At 66.2% G+C, this 16,285-nt stretch carries 13 protein-coding genes; 4 read left to right on the top strand and 9 right to left on the bottom strand.

The window, feature by feature from the left end; all coding sequences use genetic code 11:
* Window positions 1-560 (bottom strand): hypothetical protein (locus VGR67_10585; GenBank protein HEV8336854.1); only part of this gene is annotated, 560 nt, incomplete at its 3' end.
* A gap of 179 nt (window positions 561-739) precedes the next feature.
* Here VGR67_10585 and VGR67_10580 point away from each other — a divergent pair.
* Window positions 740-2,959, top strand: a complete 2,220-nt coding sequence (locus VGR67_10580; protein HEV8336853.1) for a HEAT repeat domain-containing protein — start codon at window positions 740-742, stop codon at window positions 2,957-2,959.
* Window positions 2,956-4,329 carry an HD domain-containing phosphohydrolase gene (locus tag VGR67_10575; protein HEV8336852.1) on the top strand — a complete coding sequence of 458 codons (1,374 nt, stop codon included), beginning with the start codon at window positions 2,956-2,958 and terminating at the stop codon, window positions 4,327-4,329. The genes VGR67_10580 and VGR67_10575 overlap by 4 nt, the downstream gene beginning before the upstream one ends.
* Here the strand turns inward: VGR67_10575 and VGR67_10570 are convergent.
* The 8 genes from VGR67_10570 to VGR67_10535 all read right to left on the bottom strand — a co-directional run bounded on the left by VGR67_10570 (window position 4,278) and on the right by VGR67_10535 (window position 13,732).
* The gene (locus VGR67_10570) at window positions 4,278-4,910 is read right to left on the bottom strand and encodes a hypothetical protein (GenBank protein ID HEV8336851.1); all 633 of its coding nucleotides are present in this window, start codon (window positions 4,908-4,910) and stop codon (window positions 4,278-4,280) included. The genes VGR67_10575 and VGR67_10570 overlap by 52 nt on opposite strands.
* Window positions 4,911-5,096: 186 nt before the next feature.
* Window positions 5,097-6,677 carry an NADH-quinone oxidoreductase subunit C gene (locus tag VGR67_10565; GenBank protein ID HEV8336850.1) on the bottom strand — a complete coding sequence of 527 codons (1,581 nt, stop codon included), beginning with the start codon at window positions 6,675-6,677 and terminating at the stop codon, window positions 5,097-5,099.
* Entirely contained in the window at window positions 6,674-8,143 is a 1,470-nt protein-coding gene (locus VGR67_10560) for a proton-conducting transporter membrane subunit (protein ID HEV8336849.1), read from the bottom strand. The genes VGR67_10565 and VGR67_10560 overlap by 4 nt, the downstream gene beginning before the upstream one ends.
* Window positions 8,144-8,153: 10 nt before the next feature.
* The gene (locus tag VGR67_10555; protein HEV8336848.1) at window positions 8,154-8,813 is read right to left on the bottom strand and encodes a hydrogenase; all 660 of its coding nucleotides are present in this window, start codon (window positions 8,811-8,813) and stop codon (window positions 8,154-8,156) included.
* 5 nt (window positions 8,814-8,818) lie between these two features.
* Entirely contained in the window at window positions 8,819-9,760 is a 942-nt protein-coding gene (locus tag VGR67_10550) for an NADH-quinone oxidoreductase subunit H (protein ID HEV8336847.1), read from the bottom strand.
* A gap of 6 nt (window positions 9,761-9,766) precedes the next feature.
* The gene (gene hyfB, locus VGR67_10545) at window positions 9,767-11,776 is read right to left on the bottom strand and encodes a hydrogenase 4 subunit B (GenBank protein HEV8336846.1); all 2,010 of its coding nucleotides are present in this window, start codon (window positions 11,774-11,776) and stop codon (window positions 9,767-9,769) included.
* Window positions 11,777-11,791: 15 nt separating this feature from the next.
* The gene (locus tag VGR67_10540; GenBank protein HEV8336845.1) at window positions 11,792-12,313 is read right to left on the bottom strand and encodes an NADH-quinone oxidoreductase subunit B family protein; all 522 of its coding nucleotides are present in this window, start codon (window positions 12,311-12,313) and stop codon (window positions 11,792-11,794) included.
* Between the two features lie 141 nt (window positions 12,314-12,454).
* A complete protein-coding gene (locus tag VGR67_10535; protein ID HEV8336844.1) occupies window positions 12,455-13,732 on the bottom strand; it encodes a DUF2088 domain-containing protein in 1,278 nt (425 codons plus the stop codon).
* Window positions 13,733-14,176: 444 nt separating this feature from the next.
* On the opposite strand from VGR67_10535, the gene gmd reads away from it, so the two are divergent.
* Together gmd and VGR67_10525 are read left to right on the top strand one after the other, a co-directional pair.
* Complete coding sequence (gene gmd / locus VGR67_10530; GenBank protein ID HEV8336843.1) at window positions 14,177-15,190, top strand: GDP-mannose 4,6-dehydratase; 1,014 nt, start codon at window positions 14,177-14,179, stop codon at window positions 15,188-15,190.
* 48 nt (window positions 15,191-15,238) lie between these two features.
* The gene (locus tag VGR67_10525; protein ID HEV8336842.1) at window positions 15,239-16,171 is read left to right on the top strand and encodes a GDP-L-fucose synthase; all 933 of its coding nucleotides are present in this window, start codon (window positions 15,239-15,241) and stop codon (window positions 16,169-16,171) included.
* Window positions 16,172-16,285: the final 114 nt, after the last annotated feature.

Below are 16,285 nucleotides of genomic sequence, written 5' to 3'. Positions count from 1 at the left end.
CCCGCCACCAGCTTCTTCATCGTCTCGTTGCGCTCCAGGGAAGGGACCGCGTGGTCGCGGACGTCGAGCGCCATTTGGATCGCCTTCGACTTCCCCAGTGCCGCCGCGGTCGGATCGATCACCGCGAAGGAAAGCTCCCCGATGTCCGGAACGCTCACGAGGCTGTGGATCTTCTTTCCCCGGTAGGTGTCGACCGACATCCGGGCGCCGGGGTCCTCGAGCCCCTTCTCGATCCGCGCCCGGTCGAATCGTCCGCGCAGGAGCGCCAGCCACTCTCCCGGCTCCGTCGCCGAGCCGCGAAACGCGAGAGTCACGTGGTCCAGATCCTTGCGCGGGTCGATTCCAAGCCGCAGAAGAAACGTCTTGAGCTGTCCCGACTCCGAATCGAGCTTCCCGTAAAGAGGAGCCTTCCGCAGGCGCACAACGTCCATCGACGCGACGAAAAGGGAGTCTGCCGGAAGATAGGAAAGCTCGACCGCCTCTTGGCGGAGCGCCAGCCGCCGGCACGCCGGAGCGAGAACGATCAGGAGGATTGACGCGCAAAGGGCCGCCCGCTTCATCGTTTTCCCTCGCCTCCCGGTTCGAGGCCTGCCCGAAGTGCCCGGATGCTATCGGACAGCCCTTTGTCTGTCAACAAGTTCCATTCAATCCGCCGGCCCCCACGGCCTTTCCTCAAAGGTGGCCTCCCCGCCCAGGGGAACATATATTCTCCCGGTCACGAAGGAGCGGAACCGTCAGCATGCCTCCCTCAATATCGGCCGCCCGAGAGCCCCTGAACCGGGCGATCCGCGAGATCAGCACCGCCACGAAGGTGGTTTCCTTCTACCCGGCGCAGCATCCCGCCGTGCGCGTCTCGGTGGATCGCTTTCTGTCGAGCTTCAAAGCGCTGACCGCCGCCCGCAACGAGATCGAGCTCGGCTTCGCCGATGCGGGGATCCTCTACGAGGGAGAGTATCTGCAGGACCCCGATCGCGCCCTGCAGTCTTTCGCCACGTTCCTCCTCAACCGGAGCGTGGCGCAGCTGACGCTGCGCCGAGGCCTCGACGGCGAGGGCCTGACCGCCTTTCTGCGCCAGCTCGCCCTGGAGCCTTCGCGCATCAGCGAGCAGGGCGGCTTGTCGAAATTCCTCCAGTCGAAAGGCATCACGGCGATCGCGGTGAGCGAGATCGACCTGGAGAAGATCCTCGCCTCCGAGGCCGATCCCCTCGGCGCCGCGACCGCGACCGAGGACACCGGCGCCTGGAAGCGAATCGTCGCCGATTTTCTGCGCGGCACCGACGGGCACCCTTCGGAGGGGGTCAAGACTCTCGTCCGCGACCTCGCCTCGGAGGGCGAGATGCTGCGCGACCTCATGGGGGAGCTGGGGGCCCAGAGCCCGCGCGATCTCCCGCGATTGATGGGACGCCTCGCCGGGGAAATCAGCAAGGAAACCCCCGAATCGCTCGACCCGTTTCTCGGGAATCTCGGCGAAGCGCTCATGAGCCTTCCGCTGCGCCTTCGGATGGACTTGATCCTCAACAAGGTTCCCCTCCCCGACGGCACCTCCGATCTGATGACCCAGGTCTGCGAGCGGATGACCGATCCGATGATCGTCGAGCTGGTCAGCTCCTTCGTCGAGACCGAGAGGCAGCTCAGTCCCCGGCTGTTCGCCGTTTGCTCCAAGGTGTTCAACGCCCGGGGACGAAGCGCGCCCTATTTCGGGGAGATTACCGCGCGCCTGCAGCAGAAAGGGGGCGGCGCGGACCTGGGGCGGATCTGGCAATCGCTGCAGGGGCTCCTGGTCGAATCGGATCAGGACTACCTCTCGGAAACTTACAAGGCCACGCTGGACACCATCTCGCGCCAGCCCGAGGAGACCGATTCCGTCATCCGCGAGGCCCTCGAAAGCGCCCCGGGGTTCGCCGAGGCCTTCCTCCCGGAAGCCGTCGCCGCGCACGCCTGCCGGGTCGTCCTGTGCGCCCTGGACGCGACGACCGATGAAGTCCAGGCCGAGTCCTTCCGGGAGGATCTCGATCGTCGCGTGAAGCGGATGTCCGGTCCCGCGGCGATCCCCCTGATCTCGGAGGCGGTGCGCGTCCTCTCGGAGTTGCGCGGAGGCGAGGTCCTGGCCCCCGGCCGGGCGGCGATGGATCGCCGCGTGCGCGCCGCCTCGGAACAGGTCGTCAAGATATTCCGGACGGAATACGAGCGCCTGGGCGAAGAGGAGCGCGGGCGCGCCACGCAGTCCTTCAAGGAGCTCGGGGGGCTCGTGGCCCAGGCGCTTCTCGACGGTCTCGCGGAAGAGGAGAACTGGGAGGTGCGGCGGGGACTTCTCAACGCCCTGGCGGCGATCGGCCGCCCGGCGGTCCCGCTGCTGCTCAAGCGGCTGTCGGATTCCTCCTGGTACCTGGTCCGCAACGCCGCGATGCTTCTCGGGCAGATCGGCGGCCAAAGCCTGGTCGACCCGCTGGCCGGTCTCCTGCAGCACGAGGAGCCTCGCGTGAGACGCGAAGCGGCGACCGCCCTGGGGAAGATCGGCGGGCCGCGGGCCGTGGCGCACCTGCGCCGGGCCGTGTTGGACGCCGACGTAGGGACGGTGGCCGCGCGCGTCCTCGGCGAGATCGACCGGGAAAACACCATCGCGATGTTCTCCAAGAGGCTGGCGCGCGCCGGGATGATCGTGCTCGAGGACGGCCCCGCCCGCGAGGCGATCACCGTCCTGGGCGAGATGGAAGCGGCGGAGGCGGTGCCCATCCTCTCGAAGATCCTCGGCCGCGGCTTCTGGCTGCCCATCTCGAAGGGCGACGGCCTGAGGGTCCTCTCGGCGCAGGCGCTGAAGCGCATCGGCACGGCCGAGGCGATGGCCGCCCTGCAAAGCAACTCGCGCAGCGCCCGGAGGGCGGTGCGCGAAACCTGCGAGAGCCTCGTTCAGGACAGCCTCGAAGGGAGCGCCGAGGCGCCGGCGGAGAAAGCGTCATGAGCGCCGTCACCGAATATTTCGAGCTGGTCCGGCACCTCGTCGCCGCGCTGCACGGCCGCAAGATCTACCCCCCCCGACACCCCGCGCTGGAGCGCACCATGGCCCGCATCGAGAAGACGCTGCACCATCTCATGGTCAGCCGCGACGAAGTCCAGCTCGGCGTCCTCGGAAACCACCTCCTGGCCGACGGCCTGCCGTGGGAGGACCAGGGGGAGTCGCATTCGGCGCTGTCGCGCGAGCTGAAGAACCGCGGCATCGACAAGCTCACCTTCCAGCGCGGGTTCAACCGCAACGATCTCGAGGGCTTGCTCGAGGTGCTGGCGGGCGATCGCGCCTCGGGCGCCCCGGCGGGCGGCGAGCCGATCTCGGTGGCCCACCTGCTTGCCGGCAGAGGCGTGAGCCGAATCCGGGTCGCGCAGCTCGACTTGAAGAAGGAGAAGAGCGATCAACCTCCGCCCGAGATCGCGGGAGACCGCGGCGCCTACGACGACGCGGCCGCGGGGCTGGAGGAGACGATGGAGTGCGCCCGGACCGGCCGGCTCATCCGCGTCAAGCAGATCCAGAACCTCGTCGAGATGCTGATGGAGCACCTGCACCGCGATCCCGGCCCCCTCCTGATGCTCACGGCCCTGAAGAGCCACAGCGCCTACACCTTCACCCACATCGTGAACGTGACGATCCTGACGCTGGCGCAGATCCAGGCGCTGTCGCGCGACACCGAGGTGGTTCGCGAGTACGGGATCGCCGCCATGATGCACGACTTGGGAAAGATGCGGATCCCGACCGAGATCCTAGAGAAGCGCGGCAAGCTCACCGACGCCGAATTCGAGCTGATCCGGCGGCATCCCCTCGACACGATTCAAATCCTGCGCGAGACGCCGGGGAGCAACGATCTCTCACTCATTGTCGGCTTCGAGCACCACCGGCGCTACGATCTGACCGGCTATCCCCCCCTGAAACGCCCTCTGCCCCAGCACTTCGCCAGCCGGGTCTGCACCATCGCCGACGCCTACGACGCCATGCGCAGCAACCGCAGCTACCAGCGCGAGATGCCGCCGGAAAAGGCCTTGGAGGTGCTGCAGACGCAGGCGGGAAAGATGTTCGATCCCGTCCTGGTCCGCCTGTTCGCCCGGATGATGGGCGCCTACCCACCGGGAACGCGCGTGAAGCTCGAAACCGGAGAGGAAGCGATCGTGCTGAAAGCCAATCCGGAGGATCCCTTCCGTCCGATCGTGCGCCTGCTGGACGGGAACCCGGAAGAGGGGAACATTCCGCTGCGACTCGCCAACCTGACGGAGCGCGACCCCAAGAGCGGCGCCTACCTGCGCACCATCCAAGCCTCGATCCTCGACACCCCGGCCGATCTGTAGAGCTCCCCTGCCGCCGCCCAAGACCCCCGGCGCTCCTGAACGCGAAACCCGTTTATAATCCCGTCCGCATGACTCTCTCTCCGGGAACACGTCTGGGCCCTTATGAAATCCTCGGACCGCTCGGCGCGGGCGGCATGGGCGAGGTGTATCGCGCCAAGGATCCCCGGCTCCACCGGGAGGTGGCCATCAAGATGCTCCCGCAGGCCCTTTCCCGGGATCCCGACCGGCTCGCCCGTTTCCGCCGTGAAGCTCAAGTCCTGGCCTCTCTGAGCCACGGCGCCATCGGCGCCATCTATGGGATGGAAGAATCGTCCGGGACGCCGGCGCTGGTGCTCGAGCTGATCGAGGGACCGACGCTCGCCGACCGAATCTCTAACGGGCCCGTGCCTCTCGAGGAGGCCCTGCCGATCGCACGGCAGATCGCCGAGGGACTCGAGGCGGCCCACGAGCGGGGAATCATCCATCGCGATCTCAAGCCGGCGAACATCAAGGTCTCTCCCGACGGCCCGGTGAAGATCCTCGATTTCGGGCTGGCCCGCATGGCGGATGCCGACCTGACGGCCACCCCGGGCGCCGATCAATCCCAGTCTCCCACGGTGCTCCAGGGAATGACCCATGCCGGATACATTCTCGGCACCGCCGCCTACATGAGTCCCGAGCAGGCCCGGGGAAAGAGCGTCGATCGAAGGTCCGACGTCTGGGCCTTCGGCTGCGGATCTCGAGCGAAGCGGCTGCGAGACCGGCGATCCTCGGCCGTTCGCGCAATGCTACAGGTCGTTGCCGGAATAGGAGAGATTGAAGCTCTTGTTGCAGAGGGGGAAGTCGGGAACGATGTTGCCGCGCAAGGCGTAGGAGAGGGCGCGCCAGTTCAGAAAGGAAGGATCCTTCACCTTCACGCGGTGGAGGCGGCCGGCGGCGTCGGACTGAATCCAGTGGAGAATGGCGCCGCGCCATCCTTCCACGATTCCGAAGGCGTTCTGCCGCGGGGGAAGCGCCGCTCCCGGCGCGCGCAGCGCGCCGCCCGGCAACCTCTCCAGGGCCTGCCGGATGAGACCCATCGACTCCCGGAATTCCCCGACGCGCACTAGGGCGCGCGCTTGCACGTCGCCGGTATCCTCCACCGCCACCTTGAACCGAAGCTCGGAGTAGGCGGCGAAGGGATGGTCCCGCCGGGCGTCCCGGTCGATCCCCGAGGCCCGGGCCACGACTCCGAGGACTCCCTGGTCTCGGGCCGTCTGCCGCTCCAGTTTCCCGGCGCCCCGGAGACGATCCCGGAGCATGCTGTTGGCGAGGCAGACGGCCACCAGCTCCTCGAAATCCCGGCCGACCTTCTCCAACTCTGCCGGCAACGGCATGTCGCCCGGAAGGTCCCGGCTCACTCCCCCGGGGACGATCACGCCGCGCAGCAGCCGGTGTCCCGCCAGCGCCTTGTTCAGCCGGAACAGCGTTTCCCGGATCCGGTAGGCGTGGGACTGAGCCATGGCGAACCCGGTGTCGCTGGCGATCATGCCGAAATCGGCCACGTGATTGTAGAGCCGCTCCATTTCCAGCAGCACCGTCCGGATGAAACGCGCCCGAGGTGGGACGATCACGCCGCAGAGGACCTCCACCGCCTGACAAAAGGCGAGGCTGTGCCCCACCGCCGTGTCTCCCGAAATCCTCTCGGAAAGGGGCAGCGCCTCCTCCGGCCGCTTCCCCTCGAAGAGCTTCTCGGTCCCCTTATGAGTGAAGTAGAGGCGTGACTTCATCTCCAGGATGGTCTCGCCGTCGACGCTGAACCGGAAGTGGCCCGGCTCGATGATGCCCGCATGGACCGGACCCACCGGGATCTCGTAGACCCCCTCCCCTTCCACCCTCTGGAACGGGAAGGGAGAGCCGTCGTCGGTGAAGTCTCCGGGCGGGGCCGCGTCCTTCCGCAGCGGGTAGTATTCCTCGGGCCAGAAGCCGTGCCGGACCAGGGGACGCGGGTCGGGATGCGCGGTGGGATGCAGGCCGAAGAGGTCCCGAATCTCGCGCTCGTAGCGCGAGGCGGGATAGCAAAGAGTGGCCAGGGAAGGATAGCGCGGCTCGTCCGGCGGCACAATGGCGGTCATTTCGGCGAACCAGTCCATGTCAGGATCGGCGAAGAGGTAGATCAGATCGAAGCCGCCGCGATCCTCCCGCCGGTCGTTGGCCAGCAGGAGGTACAGGTCCATCTCGAAGCGGGCGAGGAGAAGGCGCGCCGCCTCGCGGATCCCTTCGCGGGCGATCTCGAACCGCACCACGTTGCCGCGCGCCGTGAAGCCGGTGGCGCCTTCCGGAGTGAGGAGCTCCCGCAGCCTCGTCACGGCCGCCGCCACGTCGATCATGGATGGATCACTCCGGCGGCCAGGCGCAGCAGGCTCAGAAGCGGCGCGGGCACCACGATTCCCGCCGCCAGAAGCACAGCCAGGTTGACCGCCATCGGCAGCAGCTCCACGGCGCGGGGTCCCCGAGCGGACGGCAGCTCGGCGGGCGGCTCCCCGTAGAGGAGGCGGTTCACGTAACCGAGGAAGAAGACGAAGATCGCCAGAGTGAGGAGCATCAGGATGCCGGTGACGGCCGGATGGCCGCCGAGAAAGCCGGCCCGGAAGATCATCACCTCGGAGATGAAAAGACTGAAGGGAGGAAGACCCAGCAACGCCAGGGTTCCGGCCAGGAAGAGGGCCCCGGTCAGCGGACGGGCGCGCAGGAGGCCCCGCACCATGACGATCCGGGTGGAGCCATACGCTTCCTTGATGTTTCCCGAAAGGAGGAAGAGCATCGATTTTCCGGCGGCGTGGCCCACCATGTGGAGGAGAGCCGCGAGCGTGCCCAGAGACCCGAACCCGGCCCCCACGCAAATCAGGCCCACGTGCTCCACGCTGGAATACGCCAGCATCCGCTTGTAACTAATCTGGCGAATCATCAGGATCGCCGCCACGGCCACCGAGACGGTCCCGGTCACGATCAGCATCCGGTCGGAGAAAGCCGTCCCGACGCAGGCGTCCACCACCACCTTCCAGCGCAGGATGGCGTAAAGCGCCACGACGAGCAGCGAGCCGGACATCATGGAGGAAGTGGGGGCGGGAGCCTCGGAATGGGCGTCGGGAAGCCAGGTGTGCATGGGGGCGATTCCCGCCTTGGTGCCGTACCCGACCAGGATGAACACGAAGGCTATCCGCAGGACGTCCCCATTCAGGCGGTCCGCGACGCCCGCCAGGATGCTCCAGTTGAGGGCGTGCGGCATCTCTCCGACGCGCTGCACGAAGTCGAAGTAGCCCAGCACGGTCCCCACGAACGCCAGAGCGATGCCGACCGACCCTATCAGAATGTACTTCCAGGAAGCCTCCAGAGCTTCCGGCGAATTCTCCAGGCCGATGAGAAATGCGGTGGTGATGGTGGTTGCCTCCACCGCCACCCACATCACGCCCACGCTGTTGGCGGTCACCGACAAGAGCATCGTGAAGAGGAACAGGTTCGTCAGAAGGTAGTAGCGACGCAGGTGCGCGTCGGCAAGCTCCTGCCGATCGCGAGCCCGGCGCAACGCCCCCTCGCCGCTCCAGAGGGAGATCCAGCCCACCAGGGTCACCACCAGAACGAGGACGGCCGAAAGACCGTCGGCTCGCAGGAAATCGCCCCGACCGAAGCCGACGACCCGCTCCTTCAGAATCTGCCCGGAGAGCATCAGCGCCAGGACGAACCCGGTGCCGGCCGCAGCGGCGCTCCCACGGGCCAGGGGACGCGGGTCGCCCCGCCAGGCGCCGCACGCCGCGGCGGAGAGCAGGGGGAGCATCAGCAGGATCGGCAGGATCATGGCCGGTTTCTCAATGCCTGAGCTTGCGAAGGTGGTCCACGTCGATGGTCTCGAAGGTCTCCCGGATCCGGTGCACGAAGACGAGCATCACCAGAAAGCCCAGCAGCACGTCCAGGAAAACCCCGAGCTCCACGATCAGCGGGATCCCGTAGGCGGCCAGCACCGCCAGCAGCGCGATGCCGTTCTCCATCACCAGGAATCCGACGATCTGCGTCAGAGCGCTGCGGCGGCTCACGACGATCAACAACCCGACGAAAATCACCGCGAGCGCCAGGGGGATGCCGGAGCGCGTGGGATGATCGCTCAAGGCCATCACCGGATCGGCCACGGCGTAAGCCGCCATGGTCAGGAGCCCGGCGATGGCCAGGCTGAACGGAACGTTCACGTAGGGATGGACTTCGAGGTCGGCGCGCACGGCGCCCAGCACCCGGTGGAGCAGGCGAGGGATCACCAGAACTTTCACGACGAAGACGAGCGCCGCGACCAGGTAAAGCTCACGAGTCCCGGAGCCGGCCGCCACCACCAGAGTGGCCAGCGCCAGGAAGAAGGACTGACGGGCGAAGGAGTCGATGTAGGCGGGAATGGAGTGCCGCCAGAGGATGGCGATCCCCGCCAGGAGGACCAGGCTGGAGGTCAGGGCGCACAGGAGCGCGAATTGGGAAGGGGCCATCCGCGCTACCTCACCAGGACCGACGAGGTCACCGCCAGAAGCGCCAGGAGGAACGAGACGCTGAGAAGCTCCGGCACGCGGAAGAGCCGGAGCTTCGCGACCTGCGTCTCCAGAAGGGCAATGGATGCCGCGAGCACGAGGCTCTTCACGAGCAGCGCGACGAGAGAGAAGGCCAGCGTCGCCGGCGTCAGCACCGCCGCAACGCCTGCCGGCAGGAAGAGGTTCGCCAGAAGCGACAGGAAGATGAAGAACTTCATCGCCGAGGCCCATTCGATGAGCGCCAGGTGTCGTCCCGAATACTCCAGCACCATCGCCTCGTGAACCATGGTCAGCTCCAGATGGGTGGCGGGATTGTCCACCGGGAGGCGCCCCGTCTCCGCCAGCATGACGATGTACAGAGCGGCGAAAGCCATGAGATGACCCGGACTCAGGACGCGCGCTGGATTCTCGAGCGTGCGCGCCACGATTTGGCCCAAGTTCGTCGAGCCGGCGGTGACCCCCAGGCCGAAGATGGCGAGGGCCACGGTGGGCTCGGCCAGGGCGGCGATGGTCATCTCACGGCTCGATCCCATGCCGCCGAAGGCGGAGCCGGGGTCGAGCCCCGCCAGGGCGAGGACGAAAGTGGCCAGCAGCAGAAGGTAGACGACCACCACGAGGTCGCCGGCGCCGTCCAGCGGCAGGGGCGCGGCCAGCATCGGGACCAGGAGCGAGACCACCGCCATGCAGGCGAAGATGACGGCGGGAGCGGCCCGGAAGATCCAGGAAGCCGAGGGGGCGACGATCACCTCCTGCCGGAAAAGGCGGCGCAGGTCGAAATAGGGTTGCCAGGGCGGGGCGCCCCGGCGCCCCTGGAGCCGCGCCTTGATGAAGCGAACCATGCCGATCATCCCGGGCGCCACCGCGAGAGTCAGCAGGTACTGCGCCCCTTCCAACAACCACCCCAGCATCGCCGGCTACCTCGCCAGAAGAAGGAAGATCAAAAGCGCCGCGAAGATGTAAACCAGGTAGAGGTGCACCGAACCCGACTGGATGAGACGGCCGAAGCTCCCCAGCGGTTTCACCAGATTGAAGAGGGGCTGGTAGAACACCTCCTCGAACCAGACGCGCACGCGGCTGTGGTAATGGATCGATCGCGTGAAATAGCCCGACTCGGGATGCACCTCCACGGTGATGTCCGCGGTGGGGCGGTAAAGATCGGCGAAGACCCGCTTCAGCGGTTCGGCGAAGGCGCTGCTCGTGTACTCCATCCGGGCCGAGCCGGCCACACGGCCGCATCCCCACAGATCCCCGGCGCGCCGGCGGCGGCTCGCCCCCATCAGGCGCAGCAGCAACGGGACGGCGGCGACGGCGAGGGCCAGAAGAAGGGCGATGGCGAGCGGCGAGATCCGGGAGCTGCCGCCGGCGGCGCTCAGCGACAGGCGGAGCGTGAAGCCCGCGCCCGACGCGTCGATCCCGGGCATCTCCATCAAGGCGCGGGCGACGAACGGGACCACCACGAAGGGAAGCACGCCCAGCGCCGCGCAAACGGCGGCCAGTGCGATCATCGGACCGCGCATCAGGGCGCCCACGTCGCGTGCCTCCTCCGCCGCGCGGCTCCGCGGCAGCGCCAGGAAGGGAATGCCGAAGGCTTTCACGAAGCAGGCGGCCGCCAGGCCGCCGGTGAGCGCCAGGGCGCCGACGCAGACCATGATCAGCGCCCCGGAAAGCGGGGCGGCGGCCCGGGCCCCGGAGAGCAGCGACTGGAAGAGCATCCATTCGCTCGCGAAGCCGTTCAGGGGCGGAAGGGCGGCGATCGCCGCCGACCCGACGAGGAAGCAGGCGGCGGTCTGGGGCATCCGTTTGATCAACCCTCCCATCTCTTCCATGTTCCGCGTCCCCGTGGCCCGCGCCACCGCGCCCGCCCCCAGAAAGAGGAGCCCTTTGAACGCGGCGTGGTTCAAGGTGTGATAGATCGCCGCCACCAGCGCCAATGCCGCAAGCTTCTCGAAGCCGTTGGAGTGGAGCAGGAGTCCCAATCCCACTCCCATGAAGATGATGCCGACGTTCTCCACGCTGTGATAAGCGAGGAGGCGTTTCAGGTCGTGCTCCATCAGGGCGTAGAGGACCCCCAGAAGGGCCGAGGCGGCTCCCAGCGCCAGAAGGAGGCCGCCCCACCAGGCAGGCCCGCCGCCGAGCAGATCGAGCGCGATCCGCAGGATGCCGTAAACCCCCATCTTCAGCATCGCGCCGGAGAGGATCGCCGAGACGTGGCTGGGAGCCGCCGGGTGGGCCCGGGGAAGCCAGACGTGCAGCGGGACGAGACCCGCCTTCGATCCGAATCCGGCGAGGGCCAGGAGGAAGATGACGTTGCGGGTGCCGGGCCCAAGCGCGGAGGCGGCGTGGCGGATCTCGTCGAATCCCAGGCCCGAGGTATGGATTCCCGCCATCAGCAGCGCCGCGGCGATGAGGACGAAGCCGGCGTGGGCCATCCCGGCGTACCAGCGTCCCGCCGCCTGGCCCTCGCCGCTGTCCCCTTCCGCGATCACCAGGAAGTAAGAAGCGAGCGACATCCCCTCCCAGAGCATGAGGAAGGCGAGGACGCCCGCCGCCAGAGTCGCGAGACTCATCGCCAGAAGGAAGAGGTTCAGCATCGCGCCGACGAGCGCCGGCGACTGCTCCGGCCCGCCGCGCAGGTACTCGTCCCCATAGATCGCGGCGGGGATCGCCACCAGGGCGATAACCCCAAGGAAGAACGCCCCCAGCGGATCCAAGCGGAACGGCAGGGAGAGAAAGGGAACGAAAGAAGGGACGGCGAAGGCGACCGGCTGCCCGGTGATCAGCACCCGCAGCGCCGCGACACCGCCGAAGACGCCTCCCGCGGCGGCCGCAAAGGATGACAGGCGTCGCGATGCGCCGGTGGGGAGCCCCAGGGAGCCGACCGCCCCCGCCACGTAGCAGATCGTCATGAGCACGAGGCAGGTCATGCGGGCGCGCCGGCGTCAGCCACGCGCTGGAAACCTTTCGAGAACTTGGAGGATCCCCCGGAGGATGTCGGCCGGCTCGGGCGGACAGCCGGGGATGAAGGCGTCGACCGGGATGATCTGGTCCACGCTTCCGACGACACCGTAGCCGCCCGCGAAGACGCCGCAGTCCCGGGCGCAGTCCCCCACCGCCACCACGACCTTGGGATCGGGAGTCGCTTCCCAGGTCTTGCGAAGGGGAATCTCCATGTTCCGCGTGACCGGCCCGGTCACGAGGAGCAGATCGGCGTGCCGGGGGGAGGCGACGAAGTGGATCCCGAAGCGCTCGGAGTCGTAGACGGGACCGGTCAGCCCCGAGATCTCAATCTCGCATCCGTTGCAGGAGCCGGCGTCGATCTCGCGGATCGCCAGGGATCTCCCGAGGAGGCTCTTCGTCTTCTCCTCGATCTCCCGCGCGAGAACCAGCCCCTCGACCGGTCCGCCCGGAAGCGTCTCGGTCACAATCCCCGTGCGCCAGATCTTGGAGAAAAGAGCAGCCATGATTCCATTCCCGGCAAAGCGGCAGGATTATGGTGCTGTCCGTCTTCTAATGCAAGGCGGGAGATGAATGGAAAGCGCCGCGTGGGGGGAAGCGGCGGGCGAGACTCGCGGGCTTGGCCGGCGCCGGATCGGCAGCCCGCGCTACCAGATCGGCAGGTTTCCCGACGCGTCGAATTGGAGCGAGAACGGCGCCGTTTGGATTTCAAGTCCCGCCGCTCGCGCTTCGCCTTCGAGCGCCTCGGAGATCCACATCTTCTCGAGATCGCGCGTGTTCGGGATGCGGACGACGCGCGCCGTGGCCGCGTCGGCGGCCCCGGCCGTCGAAAGGCCGAGCCCGATCCCCTCGGCATCGCTCGCGACGATGGGCGGGCGGCGGCCGCGCTGCGGCGAACAAGCAGCCAGGCCGTTCGCGAGCGTCACCCGCATGTCGATCTTCGCGGCGAAGCGCTCCGAGACGAAGTCCGCGAGCCCCATCCCGTGAGCGTTGCCTCCCGCCGCCGCCGACAAGTCCCCGACGTAGATTCTCAGGTAGCGGGGCGACGCCGGCTCCGCCTCGCCCGTCTGGAGCATCCGCCCGACGATCTTGGTGTCGATCCCCGTGCCGCTGAAGTTCTTTCCCAGACAATCCACCACCAGGAGGTGAAGGAAGTCGAAGGGGATCTTCGGCTTCAGCCGTTTCGCCTCGGCCAGCAAGACCGCTTCCTCCGATTCCATCGACTCGCCCGCCACGGCACGCAGCACGGCGATCTCCCGGCGCCCGTTCTCCACCAGGCCGATCCCGAACGGGACGTTGAGGGCGGAGAGGATCTTGGCGCCGACCTCCCGAATCACCGTCCCGAGGCCCCTCGTCAGCGAGGCGCGGTGGGCCGAGGCGGCCGCCGGCTCCTTGCCCAGGCCGATCGCCAGCATCTTGAGCAGGCCGCTCTCGATCCTCCCCTCGAAGTTCGTGTGCGTGTAAATCCGGTTGATCGGGATGACCGCGTCGGCGCGCGTCGCGAGGCGATCGGCATAGACCGGCAGGCCGGAATCGGTCCGGGCCACGAGCAGCGATTCCCCCTGACAGCGCACGGGCGCTCCGAGGGAGGTCTCCGTGATCCCCAGCCGCGCGAGCGTCTCCGCCTGTCCCTCGGGCGTCGCCCCGCCGTGGCTCCCCATCGCGGGGACGACGAACGGCTCGTAGCTCCGCGCCCGCAGCTGCTTCACCAGCGCCGCGGCAACGGCGGCCATCCCGGCGGCCCCGCGGCTTCCCAGAGCGACCGCGACCCTGGCGCCGGCCGGCACGAACCGGGCGAGCACCGAGTCGATACGCTCCAGCTCGCGCTCCACGGCGGCCCCCACCGCGATTTCCACCGGATGGCCGTCGAAATGCTGGCGGGCGGAGAGAAAGCGGACCGGCGGCGGGGAACCCTGGCTGCCCATCAGCGAGGGCTCCGGGGAGCCGGCTCGGCCTGCGGCACCCCCTCCCGGCTGAAGAGATTCGGATGCCGCTCTCGGAGAATCTCGCTCAACGCCTGGGCGGTCTGGTGACCTCTCACATTCCAATGAAGGCTCATTCTTGTGCTGAAGACGAGGTTCGTCACGGAGCCATCCCGACACGTAGAGTACCCCAAGAAACCTGTCGTCGCTGCAACTGAACAAGGAAACGGAAGGATCTTCATGAAACACATAGCAGGACCATACATCTTCGAAAGCCAGCCGTTGGGATGACGCGCTGCCGTACATGCCGCCTGCCCATGGCCGCCTTCTCGATGTCGTATGGTTGTTCTGCTGCCCGATTGAGCGCTCCGACAGAGTATTCGCTCAGGTTGACTTTTTTCGACCGCCTCACTAACCTCTCCCGGGACACCGCTGGGAAAGCGAATCGTGAAAAACAGGAAAATCGCGCTCATCACCGGGATCACCGGACAGGACGGCTCCTATCTCGCGGAGCTTCTTCTGGCCAAGGACTACGAAGTGCACGGCGTGATCCGGCGTTCCTCCTCCTTCAACACCGCAAGGCTCAACGCGATCTATGAAGACCCTCACGTCGAGGGCGTCCGGCTGTTCCTTCACTACGGCGATCTGACCGACGGCAGCTCCATCGAGAAAATCGTGCGGCAGGTCATGCCTGATGAAATCTATCACCTGGGTGCCCAGAGTCATGTGAGGGTGAGCTTTGACATCCCTCTCTATACAGCCGATACAGCAGGCAACTCCACGCTGCGCATCTTGGAGGCCATTCGCAACGTCAGTAAAGAGAAGCGAATCCGTCTTTACCAGGCCAGTTCTTCCGAGATGTACGGGATGGCTCGAGAGGTTCCGCAGAAGGAGACGACCCCTTTCTATCCGCGCTCCCCCTATGCTTGTGCCAAAGCAATGGGTTACTGGCTGGTCGTAAACTACCGCGAAGCATACGGCATCCACGCCTCTAACGGTATTCTGTTCAATCATGAATCGCCCAGGCGGGGAGAAACATTCGTCACTCGGAAGATCACTCGCGCGATTGCCCAGATCCTCGCAAGAAAACAGCAACGTCTTTATCTCGGCAATCTGGACGCGAAGCGCGATTGGGGTTACGCCAAGGATTTTGTCGAGGCGATGTGGCTGATGCTCCAACAGTCCGAGCCCGACGACTATGTGATTGCCACAGGCGAGACACGCTCCGTCCGGGAATTCCTTGATGAAGCATTCAACTTGGTGCGGTTGGATTGGAAGAAATATGTGGAGATCGATCCGCGATATTTTCGTCCAACCGAAGTCGACATGCTGGTTGGCGACTACGACAAGGCGCGCAAGATCCTCGGCTGGAGGCCTCGGACAACGTTCAAAGAGCTGGTCGAGCTCATGGTGCGCGAGGATCTCAAGAGCGAGGGTCTGGATCTTGATCGCCTCGCCTGAGGTGCTTCCTTCCCGCTCCCAACGCCGACACCGCTCCCGGTTGCTCGCATGAACTCGGACAGTTGCATCTTCGTGGCCGGGCATCAGGGTCTGGTTGGATCTGCGCTGATCCGGCGTCTGCGCTCGGACGGCCACCAGAACCTCGTTGTCCGGACGCGACAAGAGCTTGATCTACTCGATCAGGCCGCGGTGCGGGCGTTCTTCGCCGAGAACCGCGTGGAATACGTCTTTCTGGCTGCCGCCAAGGTTGGCGGGATCCTGGCAAATGCCAGATATCCCGCCGATTTCTTGTACGAAAATCTCGTCCTTGGGACCAACATCATCCGATCTGCCGCGCAGAGCAGCGTTGTGAAGCTCCTCTATCTCGGCAGCTCGTGTATCTACCCCAAACTTGCTTCCCAGCCAATCCGCGAGGAGAGTCTCCTCACGGGGGCGCTGGAGCCCACGAACGAAGCCTATGCCCTCGCGAAGATAGCAATCCTAAAGCTGTGCGAGCAGTATTTCCGGCAGTATGGTCGACGTTTCATCTCGGCAATGCCGACGAACCTCTACGGCCCGAACGATAATTTCTCTCCAGAAGATTCCCATGTAATTCCTGGGATGATGCGCAGATTCCACGAGGCGAAGGTGACCGGAGCGCCCGAAGTTATTGTCTGGGGAAGCGGCAGACCGATGCGTGAATTCCTCCACGTTGACGATCTGGCGAGTGCCCTCGTCCTATTGATGCAGGAATACGATTCACCCGAAACGATCAATGTGGGAACCGGGAAAGACTGTACCATAGCGGAGCTTGCCGAGACGATGAAAGGCGTGGTCGGCTATTCGGGGAGGGTCCAGTTCGATCCGTCGAAACCGGACGGCGCTCCACGCAAACTCCTCGACATCAACCGGATTACCGCGCTGGGGTGGAAGCCCGAGTACACATTGAAAACGGGACTGCAACACGCCTACCAGTGGGCCGTTCAGAACAAGGCGTTCTGAAGCAGGCGACGCACCCATCGCGCAATTGACTGATGTATTACATCTCCGCCGCGCGCCGTATCGCATCAGCCAGTTTCATGGCTGAAATAGCATGCATCTTACGGCTCCAGTGTC

Source organism: Candidatus Polarisedimenticolia bacterium (assembly GCA_036004685.1).
Taxonomy (GTDB): domain Bacteria; phylum Acidobacteriota; class Polarisedimenticolia; order Gp22-AA2; family AA152; genus DASYRE01.
Note: the sequence above shows the minus strand (reverse complement) of the source record. Positions and strands in the feature narration are given on the sequence as shown.